The sequence below is a fragment of the Sphingomonas sp. EU05-FHT14C10 genome (assembly GCF_058790595.1).
The window spans coordinates 39,943-55,268 of sequence record NZ_JBYTEN010000024.1 but is presented as its reverse complement, the minus strand read 5'-3'; the positions used below and the strand labels follow the sequence as shown (position 1 = coordinate 55,268).

Genomic DNA, 15,326 nt, shown 5'->3' with positions numbered 1-15,326 from the left:
CTTCACCTGCGCTGATGCGCGACAACAATGATCGGTCTCTGGTTGCCGCTGGATGAAAGCCGGGGGTCACGTCACGCGCCATATAGCGCAACCTGTTCAGCACCTTCCGCAGATCGGTTTTGGGCTTGCGGCCACGCCGGGGGCGCCGCCCCAGTATATCAGTCATCCGGTCACGGCGCGCTTGGGCCCAAATCCCGAGCTTGAATCACAACAAGACCAGCAGCTCAAGCCATTCCCAAACAGATCCTCAGAGCAGCGTATATCGCTCAACGGCGGCATCGACGTCCTCATAGACAGTCGCGCTGCCGTTATCGATAAGGACTGCCCTATTGCACAGCTCTTTCACCAAATGAGTGCTATGCGAGGCTAGGATCATCGTGCGATCCTTACGCCTTTCAAGAAGCTCATACTGGCACTTGCGGTTGAAATTCTGATCCCCCACCATGATGATCTCATCAACCAGATAACAATCAAATTCGATAGCCAACGATAAAGCAAAAGCCAGGCGCGCCCTCATGCCTGAGGAATAAGTCTTGACCGGCATGCTCAGCTGCCGACCAAGTTCCGTAAAATCTTCAACAAACGCCTTAATCTCAGAGTATTCGCGTCGGTAAATACGAGCTATAAAACGGGCATTATCATATCCCGTCAAACTGCCTTGAAAGCCGCCAGCGAAACCAAGCGGCCATGATATGGACATCCCGCGTACGATCTTGCCCGATGTCGGCATCTCAACACCACCGATCAGTTTGATGAGCGTACTCTTCCCCGCTCCATTGCGACCAAGCAATGCTAGACGATCCCCCGGTCGAACAACCAAGTTGACGTCGTTCAGCACTCGCTTTCGGTGAGAACCGTGCTTATATTCTTTATAGATTCCGTCGCAGACTATCATAGATGAAACCGCATGCTATTCGACTGCAAGCGTCCGCCGGACGCGACGACAAAGAATCAGCCCAATCATAGTCAACACGGCCGAACAACCAATTGTATACCATGGGTAATAGTAAGCGGTTATCAGATCTCCCCATATGCCCTTTCGCAGCATTTCCATTCCAGTAACAAAGGGGGACCATAGCAGATAATCCCTCATCCGAGGCGTCAGCCATGAGGCCAGTGTAAAAAGGCCAGAAAAGGGAATCATGACGTAAGTAGTCACGGGCACGAATTTTTCGAGAACATCCGACATCTCTGAAAGCGGAGCGATAACAAGACAGAGAGAGAAGGAAAAAAAGGCATAGATCATCCATCCCGCGATAGCCATGCCAATGTCGGCAGGAACTGGAAACTGGCCAAACGCCATCAGAATGGCAGCACTAAAAACAAAGGCCATCATGCCGCCAACCATCTCGATCAGAAATCTGACGATAACAAAATCGAGAATCTTAACTTGTCTATGGTAAAGGATGCTGCTGTTTGCAGTGAACACTACGACACTTCGATTCACCCCATGTCTGAACATTGTGATCGGAATATAACCGGTGACCACGAAGGCCGTAATGCCGATGCCATGTTCGGTTTCGCCGTGCAAAAAGTGCCAGATAAGTGCCACGAGCCCAGCAAACAATAACGGCTCTCCCATGATCCATAGGAAGCCGATATTTTCCCGCCCGAAGCGAGTGGTAAGCTCGCGGATCATCAACGCGTGGATCACGCGCAGCTGCGTAATCCATCCGCTATGCAGTTTAGCCAAGCTGTAGTTAGCCACCTTCAATCGTCCGGCGCGTGTTCAAGAATGCCGACAAACAGCATCCAGCCGATGAAATAGAGGCAACTGGCCGCCGCTGCGACGACGATGATTGCTATAAGTCGCTTCGGCAGCAGCGGCATATCGGGCAGATTGGGATCCACGATCCGCTCGAGGTAGAATTGCTGGCGCACGGCTTCGGCTCGTGCCTGAACCAGCGCCGCATTGGCGACGTTGAGCGTCTCCGTCGCGAACTCCTGTTCGACCATGAGATTTTCATAACCGCCCATTTTGGATGCGATACCGCCGCTGGAGCCCACGACACGGCTGTCCTGCGAGGCGATCTGCGTCGAAATCGCATTGATCCGCTGGCGCAGCGAAGGGATTGACGGATTGCGCGGCGCCACGCGTTCGATCTGGTCAAGCTGAGCCTGAAGCGCAGCGCGTTGCGCGATCATGCCATTGGCGATTTCGATCACACCCACAGCCTGTTTGCCCGGATCAATCAGTTCCTGGCTGTTGCGATATTGAGCCAGTTCGATCCGCGCCTTCTTGGCGCGTGCAGTGGCCAGGTCGACCTGCCTCTGCGCCTCGGCGATAGCCCTGCCCTGCGCGCGGACGTTGAGCTTGTTCACGAGCGCTTCCGAAAGCCGCAAAAGCTGCTCGTTGATCGCAAACGCGTCCTTCGCGCTAAAGGCTTTCACCGTCACGATTGCCGTGCCTGTCTCGGTATCGAGCCGCGCGCCAACCATTGTGCCGTAATATTTATAAAGGTCCTCGAACGTGCCATCGTGGAAGAAGGGCATCGGGAAATGCGAGAGAAAGTCGCCATTCGGCGCCGAATAGGCAGCGCGGACCCCTGGGGCTTTCTCGAGGGCCTTCAATGCGTCGCGCGAACGGACATATTCGAGGATCTCGTTGGTCTGCTCCTGTCCGCCGGACAAGCCCGTAGTTTGGATGAGATTGGCCAGCGTCGATATCTGCGAACGCTTCTGGTCCGCGCTCTTGAGGACGAAGCGCGATTCCGAGACATAGATGTCGGAAGCGATCAGCCCATAATAAAGCACCGCCAGCAATGTCGGCAGGATAACAAACAGCGCAAACCAGCGCCGTTTTTTTAACCAGACAAAAAGCGCGCGCCGACGCTCGATCGCCGCGGCCTCTATCGGAAACGACTGTTCAATATTCATAACTTATTGTGGCACTCATATGCTTTCAGGCGCGCTCTCCGCCCATCTCGCCTGCGCTAGGCCAACACGCTGCAGCGCGCAAGCATGGCGTTTGCGGATTCCCTGCGCCGGAGCACCGGCTGCAAAGCGTCTAGCTCACTCGAAGAACGCCCTGTCTTAAAGCCGCAAGACAAAATGTTCGCTGAATCGATTGAGCTGGGGATGATGCCAGGGGTCGATTTCCTCGTCCGGACCCGCCCCCGTCCGCCATGCCGCCTTCAGCGCCGCGAGCTCGCCGGCGAAACGCGCCGCGCCGATCGGGTCCCGGTCCAGTCCGCGCGAGACAGATTCATGATGGATCAGGCGCGCGCGCGGTTCGTAGAGCGACTGCCAGCCCCGGGCGTTCAGGCGCATGCACAAGTCCACATCGTTGAATGCAACAGCAAAATTCACTTCGTCCAATCCACCCACAGCATCGAAGCTCGCGCGCCTGACGACGAGGCATGCGGCCGTCACTGCCGATACGAACTGCGGCAGCGCATGGCGACGAAAATAGCCCTGCTGTTCCGGACGCAGCAGCCGGTGGGCATGCGCCGCGCCACCGCAGATTCCGAGCACCACCCCGGCATGCTGGATGCGTCCGTCCGGATAGAGGAGCTGGGCTCCGACCGCGCCCACTTCGGGGCGCAGCGCCTGACGAACCATCAGCTTAAGCCAGCCCGGTTCAATGACTTCGATGTCATTATTGAGCAGGCAAAGCATCTCGCCGGTAGCCAGGCTCGCGGCGCGGTTGTTGATCGTCGAGAAATTGAAGGGACCCGGATGCCGCAACACCCTGTGTCGTGCCGGATCAAGCGCTTCGAGATAGGACAATGTCTCTGGGTCGTCGCTCTCGTTGTCGACGATAATCACTTCGAGATCGGGATAGTCGGTGCGTTCCAGGCCTTCGAGGCAGGTCCGCAGCAAATCGACGCGATTACGCGTGGGCACGATCACGCTGACCCGGGGCAACGGGCCTTCCTCCACACCACTCCGTTCGGTCGCCACGACACTTTCTACGACAGGAATCTGCGGTGCAGGCCGCTCTCGTCGGTGATGCAGGACATAGGGCAGGCGTAGCGGAGTCCCCTCGCCTGCTGCAATCGCCACTAGTTCGCTTGCCCAATCCGCCTCACGCAGATGAGCCAACTGGTCTGCATCGATCCGCACGATGCATGCCCCGGTCAGATAGTCGAAGTGGCGGAACAACTCGGCATTCCACGAAGGTTTGAAATGCGGCGCGACGCGCCTGCCGCGTACATCCAGAATATCATCATCGGCATAAATGATAGGCGCGTGCGTCCGCGCGGCGACGCGATAGGCGGCGACAGCATCCGGCGCCAGGATATCGCCGGCAGGCAAAGGCATGAGCCAGGGCGACACGCTCCAGTCGATTTGCGCGGCGGCCGCAGCGAGATTGGGGACCGCGGGCGTTCCCAGCGGCAATATGATCGCACCCTGCATTGCGAGACTGGCGATCGTCTCATTCTGCCCCGGCCCCGCCTCGATCAGCGCAACGATGACAGGCCCGTCGCCGTCGGGTGCGACCGTGGGGGAAGGTTCGTCGCGCAGCCAGAGGCGATAGGCGCGCGGCGAAGCAGCCATCAGCGGCGCAAACTGCGCGCGAGCGCGCACCCGCTTTCCCAACACGCGCCACCAAAGGGCGGTCAGCCATGCGCGAGGAGCGAGCCGCGCCGCATCGAAATGCACCGCCAGCATCAACCAGGCTTCGTTCGCCTTCATTCCGTCCTTCACATCTGCGTGACTCAGGGTCTTCTTCGCGCACTGACGTCCGGCCGCCCGCGAACGCGCCGCGGCAAGGCAATCGTCAGCGCGATTTCCCCATCAAACGCTGCACAAGGCCGGCGCGGAGGCCGCCCGCCGACCTCGGCCCGGACTTAAGCAAAGCCTCGGCCGATTCTCCGAGATAGCTGTTCCGTCGCGGCAAGCCGTCGCTGATCGCTACCAGGTTTCGCAATTGCAATTGGCCTATGGACTCATCCGAAAAGGCGGGCGTGTAGTAGATGCAATCATCGAAATAATAATGCGTGACTTGCGACCAGCGTGTTTGGCGCAGATCATTTTGCGGGCTGCCGCCGTGCAGCAGGTTTGCGCACCAGACCAGCGCTTGCCCCTTCCGCGCCAGGAAAGTTTCCGGCTGCACATCATAAGCCTCACACAATGCGCTCCAGGCCGGGCCATAGGGATCCTGCGCGGAATCGAGCGCGCTGCCAAACCCCCTCCGTCCGATGAGGGCATTCGTCATGATCGGCCACCGATGCGATCCGGGATAATAGAGCAGCGGACCGGCATCGGGTCCGATATCTTCCATCGCCAGCCAAACGCCACACATGAAGCGTTCGGGCAGGCTGGAGAAATGCACGGAATCGGAATGCGCGTCCTGCTGCGTGCCAACGGGGAAATTCAGCGTCTGGAACGGAAAGGCGCGGCGGCCGTATAGTTTGCCTAGCAAATCCAGCACCGCCGCGTTGGCGGCAATTGATCGGACGTCCTCGTCAACCCGCCACGCATCCTGAATGCGGCGCACCCCGGCGCTCTTGTTGCTTTCCGGATCATCGAAATCGACACCGAAGCTCGGAGAAAGACGACCCTTGATCCGATCGATCCGCGCTTCAAGATCGACGTCGGGAAAATCGAAAACCGCATAGCCCTTGTCGAAAAGGCTGTCGGCGATCGCTTCCTCTGCTGCGCTCAGCCCGTGCATGGACTTCTGCTTGGGAAACAACGGCGATTCGATGAGGGGCAGACCGGGAAGCAGATTCGTCACGAGGGAGGCGCCTTTCTTTTTGTAGCTTCTACAATGCCGTTCGCCGCGAATGAAAGCTGGTTGTCGCGCCGTCCCGCGCGCCGCGCATGTGCATAGTCGATCAATATGCGCGCCGCGCGTCGCAGACCCGCCGGTCCCCGCGCAACATCCCGCATCAGGCTGAAAAGATCGTGGCGAACGGTGGCCCGATCGTCGAGCCCGGCATAGGCATCCCAGAAGGCGTCGACACCGATCGCTTTCGGCATGTTGAAAATACCGTGATAACCGAAGGTCATATCCACATCGCCCGCACGCTCGGCCGAAAACAGATCGGCAAGCGCAGCCGGCGCAAAGCGCATTCCCCGGCTCTCCAGCCAGTCGCGGTTGCGTCGGCAGACGGCAAGATCTTCAGGATGGGATGGGCGGAACCCGGCATCCTGGCACGCCAACATCAACCGGCGGCTGCGCAGCGAAAAGCCGCCATTGCCGACATCATGCCCGTCGTCGAATTGCGGCCAGGTCGCGCCGATATAGTCATAGTCGAGAAAGTCGGCCCGCCAGCGTCGTGCATCGAGGACATGTCCGTCCCATTGCACGATCAGGCAATGCGTTGTCGCGATATGATCGGCCACGCCGGATAATAGGAAGTCCGAATATTCGGCAGATGATCTGATGCGCGCGATCGGTGCCACGCGAATCTCTGCATGGCCTTGCGTCACGGCCGCATCGGTGAAGAACAGGCAATCGGCGAAGGCGATCTGCTCGAGGCACGCCTCCAGCGCCCTTAGCGTCGCCTGCACATTCACCGACGCCACGGCGCACAAGGTCACCTGCGGCAGGGCAAGGCGATCAGCGGCGGTGCGGATGCGCGAAGCGGCCATGCCCTCTCCTTATTCCTATCGGAAAGCACTGGCTCAACGAACCATATGCCGGCACCGCATTTGGATCCGCGCCGCGCAAGGCAGACAAATCAGCGTTCAGTCAAGACGGTCCGCAGATAGCGACCATAGTCCGACTTGCCGAGCTTGACGATCGCCTGCTCCATCTCCGTCACGCCGATGAAGCGTTGCCGGAACGCGATTTCCTCGGGGCTGGCGATCTTGAACCCCTGCCGCTTCTCCAGCACCCGGACGAAATCGGCGGCGTCGAGCAGGCTGTCGGGCGTACCCGTGTCCAGCCAGGCATAGCCGCGCCCCATGATTTCCACCGACAGCTGGCCGCGTTCGAGATAGATGCGGTTGACGTCGGTAATCTCCAGTTCGCCGCGCGCCGACGGTTGCAGATTCGCCGCGATATCGACGACCTGTTCGTCGTAGAAATAGAGCCCGGTGACCGCCCAGTTCGATTTGGGCTCTTCGGGCTTCTCCTCGATCGAGATGGCCTTCATCGCATCGTCGAAACTGACGACGCCATAACGCTCGGGATCGTTGACATGATAGGCGAACACACTCGCCCCCGATGCGCGGGACGCCGCGCTGCCCAGCAGCTCGGGCAAGCCATGGCCGTGATAGATATTGTCGCCGAGAATCAAGGCCGATTGCTGCCCCGCGACAAAGTCGGCGCCGATGATATAGGCTTGAGCGAGGCCGTCCGGGCTCGGCTGCTCGGCATATTCGAAACTCATGCCCCATTGCGAACCGTCGCCAAGCAGAGCCTGGAACGCCGGCAGGTCGCGCGGCGTGGAGATGATCAGCACTTCACGAATACCCGCCAGCATCAGCGTGCTCAGCGGATAGTAGATCATCGGCTTGTCATAGACCGACATCAGCTGCTTCGAAGTCGCCAGCGTCATCGGATAGAGGCGGGTTCCGCTCCCCCCCGCCAGAATAATGCCCTTCATGCGTTGATCCTTAGTCTGGGAAAGCCGTTCGGCTTGCGAATGTCAGAGGCGGCTGATCACGGTTTCCAGCGCTGGCCGCCAGTGCGGCAAGGCGACGCCATGCACGTTGGCGACAAGGCCGCAATCGAGGCGCGAATTGGCCGGGCGAGCTGCCGCTGTCGGATATTCCGCGGTCGCTATCCGCTTCACGGTGGCGGTCGGCCCGCCCCGCACTGCCGATGCCGCGAAAATCGCTTCGGCGAAATCCGCCCATGTCGCATCGCCGTCGGCGGTCATATGGAAAATGCCCCGCAGCGCCGGATCGGGCGTCGCGACCAGATTCTCCGCCACCTGCAGGATGCCGTCGGCAATGTCGAGTGCGCTGCTCGGATTGCCGATCTGGTCGGCCACGACGGCCACCTCGTCCCGGTCGCCCGCCAGGCGCAGCATCGTCTTCACGAAATTGCCGCCAAAAGGGCTATAGACCCAGGCCACGCGCAGGATCGCGCTATTGTCGCCGTGCGCGGCGAGCACGGCTTCTTCGCCCGCCAGCTTGGAAGCGCCATAGACGCCCGTCGGTCCGGTGGGATCGGTCTCGAGATAGGGGCGATCCAGCGCGCCATCGAATACATAGTCGGTCGAGATATGGACGATGGGCACGCCCAATGCCCGCGCCGCTGCGGCGACCAGGCCCGCTCCCCGGCCATTGATCGCCATGGCGGTTTCGACTTCGCTCTCGGCCTTGTCGACCGCCGTATAGGCTGCGGCCGACACGATCGCATCGGGCGCGGCGGCTTCCAGCGCAGGCAGGATCGAAACGGGGTCGGCGAGGTCCAGATCGGGCCTGCCGATCGCCAGCACCTCATGCCCCGCCGCCGCCCCGCGCTCGATCAGGCTGGTGACGACCTGCCCGGTGCGCCCGGTGACCGCCAATCTCATACCGTCAATCCCTCGGAAACCCGTTCGGTCACAACCAGCCCAAGCCGTTCTCCGTCATAGCGCTCACGCAGCGGGCGCCACCACCATTCATTGTCGAGATACCAGCGCACGGTCTTCTCGATGCCGGTATCGAAGCTCTCCCGTGCACGCCAGCCGAGTTCGGTTTCCAGCTTGGTGGCATCGATCGCGTAGCGCGCGTCGTGCCCCGGTCGGTCGGCGACAAATTCGATCAGCCTCTCGCGCGCGGCGTCGATCGGCGCCAGTTCGTCGAGCACGGCACAGATACGGCGCACGACATCGATGTTCCGCCGTTCGTTGCGTCCGCCGACATTATAGGTCTCGCCCGGCCGACCACGCTCGACGATGAGGTCGAGCGCGCGCGCATGATCGTCGACATAGAGCCAGTCGCGCACATTCTCGCCCGCGCCATAGACGGGCAGGCGCTGGCCGGCGAGCGCATTGAGGATAGTGAGCGGGATCAGCTTTTCGGGGAAATGATAGGGGCCATAATTGTTCGAGCAATTCGACACCACTACCGGCAGGCCATAGGTGTGCCACCAGGCCTTGGCGAGATGGTCCGACGCCGCCTTGGAGGCAGAATAGGGTGAGCTCGGATCGTAAGGCGTCGTCTCGCTGAACAACCCATCCGCGCCCAGCGAGCCATAGACTTCGTCGGTCGAGACATGGAGGAAGCGGAAGCCGGCGGCCGCATCGTCCGCCAGCGTGCTCCAATAGCCGCGCGCGGCTTCCAGCAGGCAGAACGTCCCGACGATATTGGTCTGGATGAAATCGGCCGCGCCGGTGATCGAGCGATCGACATGGCTTTCCGCTGCCAGATGCATGATCCGGTCGGGGCGGAATGTGGTGATCGCCTCCGCCATCGCGTCCCGGTCGCGGATGTCGGCTTTCAGAAACCGGTGATTGGGCTTTCCTTCCACCGCGCGCAGCGAGGCCTCGCAGCCGGCATAGGTCAGCGCGTCGATGGTCAGGACCTCATAGCCCTTCTCCAGCACCAGATGGCGCACGAGCGCCGATCCGATGAAACCCGCCCCCCCCGTTACGATCACACGCATGTCATGCGCTCCAGTTGAAATAGGCCGGAAGCTCGGCCAGAGAAGGCTGCTTGCGATCCTTGGCCGACAATGTGTCCGGATCCGCAACGTCAGGCCATGTCAGGCCGATCGCCGGATCGTCCCACGCCAACCCCTTGTCGCATTCGGCGCTGTAATAGGCCGTGACTTTGTAGCAGATCACCGTATTCGGCTCGAGCGAGCAAAAGCCGTGCGCGAAGCCCGATGGAACCCAGAGCTGCTTGCCATTTCCGGGCGTGAGCGTCTCGCCCACCCATTGACCATAGGTCGGCGACCCCCGCCGGATGTCGACCGCGACATCGAACAGCGCGCCGGCGGTGCAGCGCACCAGCTTGCCCTGGGCGAAAGGCGCGCTCTGGAAATGCAGGCCGCGCACGGTGCCGGCCCTCGCGCTCAGCGATTCATTATCCTGCACGAAGCTGTGATCGCCGCAATGCCGGGCAAAGACGTCCGCGCGGAAGGTTTCCGCAAAATATCCGCGCTCGTCTCCGATGTGACGAGGCGTAAAAAGCCGGACATCCGCGATCGGGTAACTTGTGACTTCCATGCCATCCTCACGAAATTGAAACCGGCGCGATGTGGCGCGCGCTTATCTGCTGCTGTTCTGCAGCGTCTGAACCGCGCTGGTCACGGTGAGGATCGGCGAGAAGAGCTGGCTGATGAGCTGGATCATCTTGGTCGGCTGGTTGGCGGATGCGTTGCCGAAATATAGCACGTCCTTGTCGCGTATCTCGAAATGCTGGGCCAGGAGGTAACTCCCCCCCTTCATCATGTTCAGATGATAGACGACGGGTACGTCTTTTCCTTCCTCGCCTTTGACATAGCGGAAAACGAAGATCGCCGCCGGATCGCCATAAGCGGGGTTCACGCCGCCGGATGCGGCGACCGCCTCGATCAGCGAAACCTTCGAGCGCTGGAACGGAACCTGATCCGAACGCCCCGAAGCGCCGAGAACCGAGAAGGATTCGGGCGTGCTGAGCAACGTCAGCCGATCGCCCGGATAGACCCGGACGTCGAACTGGGGCTCAGCCAGCAGATCGCCCAGACGCACGTCGACGATATCGTCGCGCCGCGCGATCCTGACCACCAGATCCTTGGCCGCCCCGCGATAACCACCGGCCAGCGCGATGACGTCGGTCAGCGTCTCATGGTTGGTCTGCAGCACCAGCCGCCCCGGCCGCGCCACCTCGCCGCCCAGAATCACCGAATTATTGATGACCTCGCGCTGCGTCACGAGAACCTGGGGGTTCTGCGAAAGTCCGCGCAGGGCGTTGCGGATCTGGGCCTGGACTTCCCCGACTGTCTTGCCCTGCACATAAAGGCGGCCCGCATAAGGCACCACGATATAGCCATTGTCGTCGATCCGGACCGACGGCAGCGTCTGCACCTTCGCGGTCGGATCGAACTCCGCATCTGAAGCCGCGCGGCTGTTGCCGAAAAGCGCGACCCCCACTTCATAGATCGAAATGCCGAGCACATCGCCGGGGCCGACCATGTCGGTGGGCGGCGGCGGCAAGTCGGGCAGCGAAACCGGCGCCGGCGACCGACCCTGCGGAATCTGGCCGACGTCGCTGACTTCGACGATCTCCGCCGCTACCGGGCTTTGCTGATCGCCGATCGATTTGCGAACTTGCGCGCCGGTCGGGCCGGAGGATGGAAGCGTCGAACAGGCACAAAGTGCGGTCGAAAGACCGAGAACAATAATTGTCTTAAATTGCATACACCCGATGCCTGTACTTCCGCCCTTTTGGAGGCTCTGCCCCTTAGACCAACCCACCATCGGGTGCAATTCGACTATTCATCCCCCGAACGCCTCGCGCGCCAGCGCTTCCCTGAAATCGGGATGCGCGATGCCGATCAGCGCCTTCGCCCGCTCGGCAAGCGTAAGCCCGCGCAGGTTGACCACGCCATATTCGGTGGCGACATAGTGCACGTCGTTGCGCGGCGTCGTCACCGGGCCGGTCAGGCGGGGGACGATGCGCGAGGCCTTGCCGCCGGCTGCGGTCGAGTGACAGGCGATGATCGATTTGCCGCCCTTCGCTGCCGATGCCCCGCGCACGAAATCGAGCTGCCCGCCCGATGCGCTATACTGCGCGCCGCCAAGGCATTCGGAATTGCACGCACCCTGCAGGTCGATCTCCAGCGTCGCGTTGACCGAGACCATCCCGTCGTTGCGCGCGATCACCGCCGGATCGTTCACATAGTCGACCGGATGCGCCTCGAACGCCGGATTGCCGTCGAGATAGTCGTAGAGCGCCTTGTCCCCCATCGCGAAAGTGAAGACGCTGCGCCCGGCGTGGATCGACTTGCGGCTGTTGTCGACCACGCCCTGCCGCATCAGCGCCGCCAGCCCCGGCGTCATCAGTTCGGTATGGATGCCGAGATGCCGGCGATCGGCAAGCGCCGCGCACACCGCATCGGGCAGCGCGCCGATGCCCATCTGCAGGCAGGCGCCGTCCTCCACCAGATCGGCGATCAGCCCGCCGATCACGACATCGGTGTCGCGGATCGCCGCCGGCGGCACCTCGACCAGCGTGCGGGGATTCTCGACGATCGCCGTCACCCGGTCGATCGGGATGCGGCAATTGCCCGCGACGCGTGGCATCGCCGGATTGACCTCGACGATCACCTGCCGCGCGCTCTGCGAGACAGCCAGCGCATAGTCGGTATTGGTGCCGAGGCTGAAGCAGCCTTCCTCGTCCATCGGCGCAACGGTGGTGACGAGCACGTCGACATCGACGAGCCGGCTCAGCACGCGCGGCGCCTCGCTGAAGGCGGTGGGAATGAAATCGACGGGCGGCAGCCCCCTTGCCGCGGCTTCCTTGTCCAGCGCGCGCTCGATCGCGCCGTGAAACAGGCTGATCGGCCGGATCCGCTCGCGCAGGTCGAGCCGCAGCACGGGCGCGGCATTGGCGCAGGACAGCAGATAATAGAGCGACAGGCCCGAGACCTCGCCGCGCCCGGCACGCTCGGCCAGTGCAGCAAGCAACGCGGGCGGCTGCGCCACCGCCAGCCCCATGGCGATGCGCGCGCCCGAGGCGATGAGCCCCACCGCCACCTCCGCGCTCGTCACCCGCGCGGCATAGGCCTCGGCATATGCTGACATTCAAATCCCTTCCGCCGCTCGTTCACGGCGAATGGAAGCGGGCCAAGCCCGATTCGGCAAGCCGCAACTCTCCCGAGAGTGGAACCCTATTCAGCGAAACCGTCATTGCGAGCGCAGCGAAGCAATCCAGGGAAGCTCGGCATCGCACTGGATTGCTTCGCTGCGCTCGCAATGACGGGGGCTGGGAAACCCCACCTAATCCTTCCCCGCCCCCTTCGCCGCACGCCGGTCGAGTATCTGCTTCAGCGGATTGGGCCGCCCCGGCGCCACGCGGCGCAGGCGGTTGGTGTCGTGATGCTCGAACGGATCGGGCCGGCCGTGGACGAGCAGCATCGTACGGATATCGTAGCTCCAGGCGTCGTCGCCGTCGAAGCTGATGTCGATGCTGTAGCTGTCGGTGCGGAAGCCATATTCGAGGAAGGCGGTCGAACAGATGCCATATTGGGTCTGTCCGCGCGTCGCGCTCAGCGACAGCTTGTCATCGCCCGGCTTGGCCTGTCCGGAGGCCAGCGCCACCTGCCCGCGCGGGATCGCCAGCGTCTGCAGAATCAGCCCCGTCGCCGGCTCCCACAGCCAGTAGCCGACCTGCTCGTGGAAGGTGATCTCCTCCTCGCGCGTGGTGATGTGCGTGTGATAGCGCAGCCCGTAGAAGAGCTGCGGGCCGTTGGTCTGCGGGTCGATCGCGTCGAAGGCGACCTTCTCGATGAACACGCGGCGCTCGGGCGCCTCGGCCTTGGGGTTGATGTCGACGCCCTTCTCGGCCTCCCACCGTCCCGCAAGCCGCGCCAGCGGGCCCAGATTGGCGAGCGTGTCGGGGTCGACATCGCTCGGCTCGGTGAAGATATCCTGCGGAAACGGGTTCATCGCGTCACTCCCTCATGCCGCATCGGACACCCAGTCGGCCCGCGCGATTCCCTGAGCGTAGAGCAACACGCTCAGATCGCCATGCTGAACACGTGCGGCGGCGGCGGCGGCGGTCGCGGGCTTGGCGTGATAGGCGACGCCCAGCCCCGCCTCGCGGATCATCGGGATGTCGTTGGCGCCGTCGCCGACCGCCAGGCTCAGCGCGCGGTCGTGCCCGGTCAGCGCCAGCGCCTCGCCCAGCGCCTGCCGCTTGGTCTCGGCGCCCACGATCGGCCGGTGGACGCTGCCGTCGAGCGCGCCCTTCGCGATCCCCAGCCGGTTCGAGATCGCCCGGTCGAAGCCGATCGCCTCGGCCACGCGATCGGCAAAGGCGGTGAACCCGCCCGAGACGAGCCACGCCGTCCCGCCGCGCGCGCGCATCGTCCGCACCAGCGCGCGCGCGCCGGGCATGATACGCACCCGCTCGTCATAGCAGCGCGCCAGCACGCTTTCGTCGAGCCCCCTGAGCAGCGCGACGCGCGCATCCAGCGCCATCTCGAAATCCAGCTCGCCGCGCATCGCCCGCTCGGTCACCTCGGAAATCTCGGCGCGCAGCCCTGCATAGTCGGCCAGCTCGTCGATGCATTCGACGGTGATCATCGTCGAATCCATGTCGGCGACGATCAGCCTCTTCTCGCGCCCGGCAAGCGGCTGGACGATCACGTCGGCCCCCGCCATCGCATGTTCGAGCGCGCGGCGCACCGTCACCGGATCACCCGCGAAGCTCAGGTCCGCCGCCTCGCCTTCGTCGATCGTCGCGATCGCTCCCGGCACGGCGCCCGCCGCCGCGATCCGGTCCGCCGCCGCCGAAATATCGCCCTGCGAAAGATGTTCCGATGCTATCAGCGTGGCGATGAACAAGGCTGTGTCCCCAAAGCGTCCCAAGGTCGCGCTCATCGCAGGGCCGACGGCCAGCGGCAAGTCCGCGCTTGCGCTCGCCCTCGCCCGCCATGCCCCAGCGACGATCATCAATGCCGATGCCTCGCAGGTCTATGCCGATCTCCGCATCCTTTCGGCGCGCCCGTCGGACGCCGAGATGGCCGAGGCGCCCCACCGCCTGTTCGGTCATGTCGACGGAGCCGAGGCCTGCTCCGCCGCGCGCTGGGCGGCCGAGGCGACGGCGGAGATCGACGCCGCGCACGCGGAAGGCCGCCTCCCCATCCTCGTCGGCGGCACCGGGCTCTATCTGCGCACGCTGATCGACGGCATCGCCCCGGTGCCCGAAATCGACGCCGGCGTGCGCGCCGCCGTCCGCGCGCTGCCCGTCGCCGAAGCCCATGACGCCCTGTCGCGCGAGGATCCGGAGGCCGCGCGCCGCCTCAATCCCGGCGACACCACGCGCGTCGCCCGCGCGCTGGAGGTCGTGCGCGCCACCGGCCGCCCGCTCGCCGCCTGGCAGGCCGCGCGCGAAGGCGGGATCGGCGACCGCATCGCGATCGACGCCGCCATTCTCCTTCCCGATCGCGACTGGCTGTTCGCGCGCTGCGATGCGCGCTTCGAGGCGATGGTCGAGGGTGGCGGCATCGACGAAGTCGAGCGCCTGCGCGCCCGCCGCCTCGCCCCCGACCTCCCCGTGATGCGCGCGATCGGCGTGCGCGAGATCGCCGACTGGATCGACGGCAGGACTGATCGTGCCGCCACCGTCGCCGCCGGCCAGCTCGCCACGCGCCAGTACGCCAAGCGCCAATATACCTGGTTCCGCAATCAGCCTCCCCCCGCATGGCCGCGGATCGAGCAATTGAATGACGATTTCATTTCTCATTTTATAACGAAATTACATCATTAAGCGTTGACACGCCCATTTCT

Annotated in this window: 15 protein-coding genes; 1 reads left to right on the top strand and 14 read right to left on the bottom strand. The window is 62.9% G+C overall.

Going from position 1 to position 15,326, the window contains the following annotated elements:
• Positions 1 to 247: 247 nt before the first annotated feature.
• From AC3WT0_RS17705 to serB, 14 genes are all read right to left on the bottom strand, one after another.
• Complete coding sequence (locus AC3WT0_RS17705; protein ID WP_492754763.1) at positions 248 to 895, bottom strand: ABC transporter ATP-binding protein; 648 nt, start codon at positions 893 to 895, stop codon at positions 248 to 250.
• A 15-nt stretch (positions 896 to 910) separates the two neighbouring features.
• A complete protein-coding gene (locus AC3WT0_RS17700; RefSeq protein ID WP_492754762.1) occupies positions 911 to 1,708 on the bottom strand; it encodes an ABC transporter permease in 798 nt (265 codons plus the stop codon).
• A gap of 2 nt (positions 1,709 to 1,710) precedes the next feature.
• Complete coding sequence (locus AC3WT0_RS17695; RefSeq protein ID WP_492754761.1) at positions 1,711 to 2,877, bottom strand: KpsE/RkpR family capsule polysaccharide export protein; 1,167 nt, start codon at positions 2,875 to 2,877, stop codon at positions 1,711 to 1,713.
• A 156-nt stretch (positions 2,878 to 3,033) separates the two neighbouring features.
• The gene (locus AC3WT0_RS17690; protein ID WP_492754760.1) at positions 3,034 to 4,638 is read right to left on the bottom strand and encodes a glycosyltransferase family 2 protein; all 1,605 of its coding nucleotides are present in this window, start codon (positions 4,636 to 4,638) and stop codon (positions 3,034 to 3,036) included.
• 85 nt (positions 4,639 to 4,723) lie between these two features.
• Positions 4,724 to 5,683, bottom strand: coding sequence for a phytanoyl-CoA dioxygenase family protein (locus AC3WT0_RS17685; protein WP_492754759.1), 960 nt, complete (start codon positions 5,681 to 5,683; stop codon positions 4,724 to 4,726).
• A complete protein-coding gene (locus AC3WT0_RS17680; protein WP_492754758.1) occupies positions 5,680 to 6,543 on the bottom strand; it encodes a DUF5672 family protein in 864 nt (287 codons plus the stop codon). The genes AC3WT0_RS17685 and AC3WT0_RS17680 overlap by 4 nt, the downstream gene beginning before the upstream one ends.
• 89 nt (positions 6,544 to 6,632) lie before the next feature.
• Positions 6,633 to 7,502 (bottom strand): glucose-1-phosphate thymidylyltransferase RfbA, encoded by an 870-nt coding sequence (gene rfbA / locus AC3WT0_RS17675; protein ID WP_492754757.1) that lies wholly within the window; start codon positions 7,500 to 7,502, stop codon positions 6,633 to 6,635.
• A 42-nt stretch (positions 7,503 to 7,544) separates the two neighbouring features.
• Positions 7,545 to 8,420: a dTDP-4-dehydrorhamnose reductase gene (rfbD, locus tag AC3WT0_RS17670; protein ID WP_492754756.1), complete on the bottom strand. Its 876-nt coding sequence runs from the start codon at positions 8,418 to 8,420 to the stop codon at positions 7,545 to 7,547.
• On the bottom strand, positions 8,417 to 9,493 hold the full coding sequence (gene rfbB / locus AC3WT0_RS17665) for a dTDP-glucose 4,6-dehydratase (protein ID WP_492754755.1): 1,077 nt from the start codon (positions 9,491 to 9,493) through the stop codon (positions 8,417 to 8,419). The genes rfbD and rfbB overlap by 4 nt, the downstream gene beginning before the upstream one ends.
• A gap of 1 nt (position 9,494) precedes the next feature.
• Complete coding sequence (rfbC, locus tag AC3WT0_RS17660; RefSeq protein WP_492754754.1) at positions 9,495 to 10,058, bottom strand: dTDP-4-dehydrorhamnose 3,5-epimerase; 564 nt, start codon at positions 10,056 to 10,058, stop codon at positions 9,495 to 9,497.
• A 42-nt stretch (positions 10,059 to 10,100) separates the two neighbouring features.
• Complete coding sequence (locus AC3WT0_RS17655) at positions 10,101 to 11,231, bottom strand: polysaccharide biosynthesis/export family protein (RefSeq protein ID WP_492754753.1); 1,131 nt, start codon at positions 11,229 to 11,231, stop codon at positions 10,101 to 10,103.
• A 78-nt stretch (positions 11,232 to 11,309) separates the two neighbouring features.
• On the bottom strand, positions 11,310 to 12,617 hold the full coding sequence (locus AC3WT0_RS17650) for an acetyl-CoA hydrolase/transferase family protein (protein ID WP_492754752.1): 1,308 nt from the start codon (positions 12,615 to 12,617) through the stop codon (positions 11,310 to 11,312).
• Positions 12,618 to 12,812: 195 nt separating this feature from the next.
• A complete protein-coding gene (locus AC3WT0_RS17645) occupies positions 12,813 to 13,481 on the bottom strand; it encodes an FABP family protein (RefSeq protein ID WP_492754751.1) in 669 nt (222 codons plus the stop codon).
• Between the two features lie 12 nt (positions 13,482 to 13,493).
• Complete coding sequence (gene serB / locus AC3WT0_RS17640) at positions 13,494 to 14,381, bottom strand: phosphoserine phosphatase SerB (RefSeq protein WP_492754750.1); 888 nt, start codon at positions 14,379 to 14,381, stop codon at positions 13,494 to 13,496.
• Here serB and miaA point away from each other — a divergent pair.
• Positions 14,374 to 15,306 carry a tRNA (adenosine(37)-N6)-dimethylallyltransferase MiaA gene (gene miaA / locus AC3WT0_RS17635; RefSeq protein ID WP_492754749.1) on the top strand — a complete coding sequence of 311 codons (933 nt, stop codon included), beginning with the start codon at positions 14,374 to 14,376 and terminating at the stop codon, positions 15,304 to 15,306. The two genes, serB and miaA, sit on opposite strands and share 8 nt — an antisense overlap.
• Positions 15,307 to 15,326: the final 20 nt, after the last annotated feature.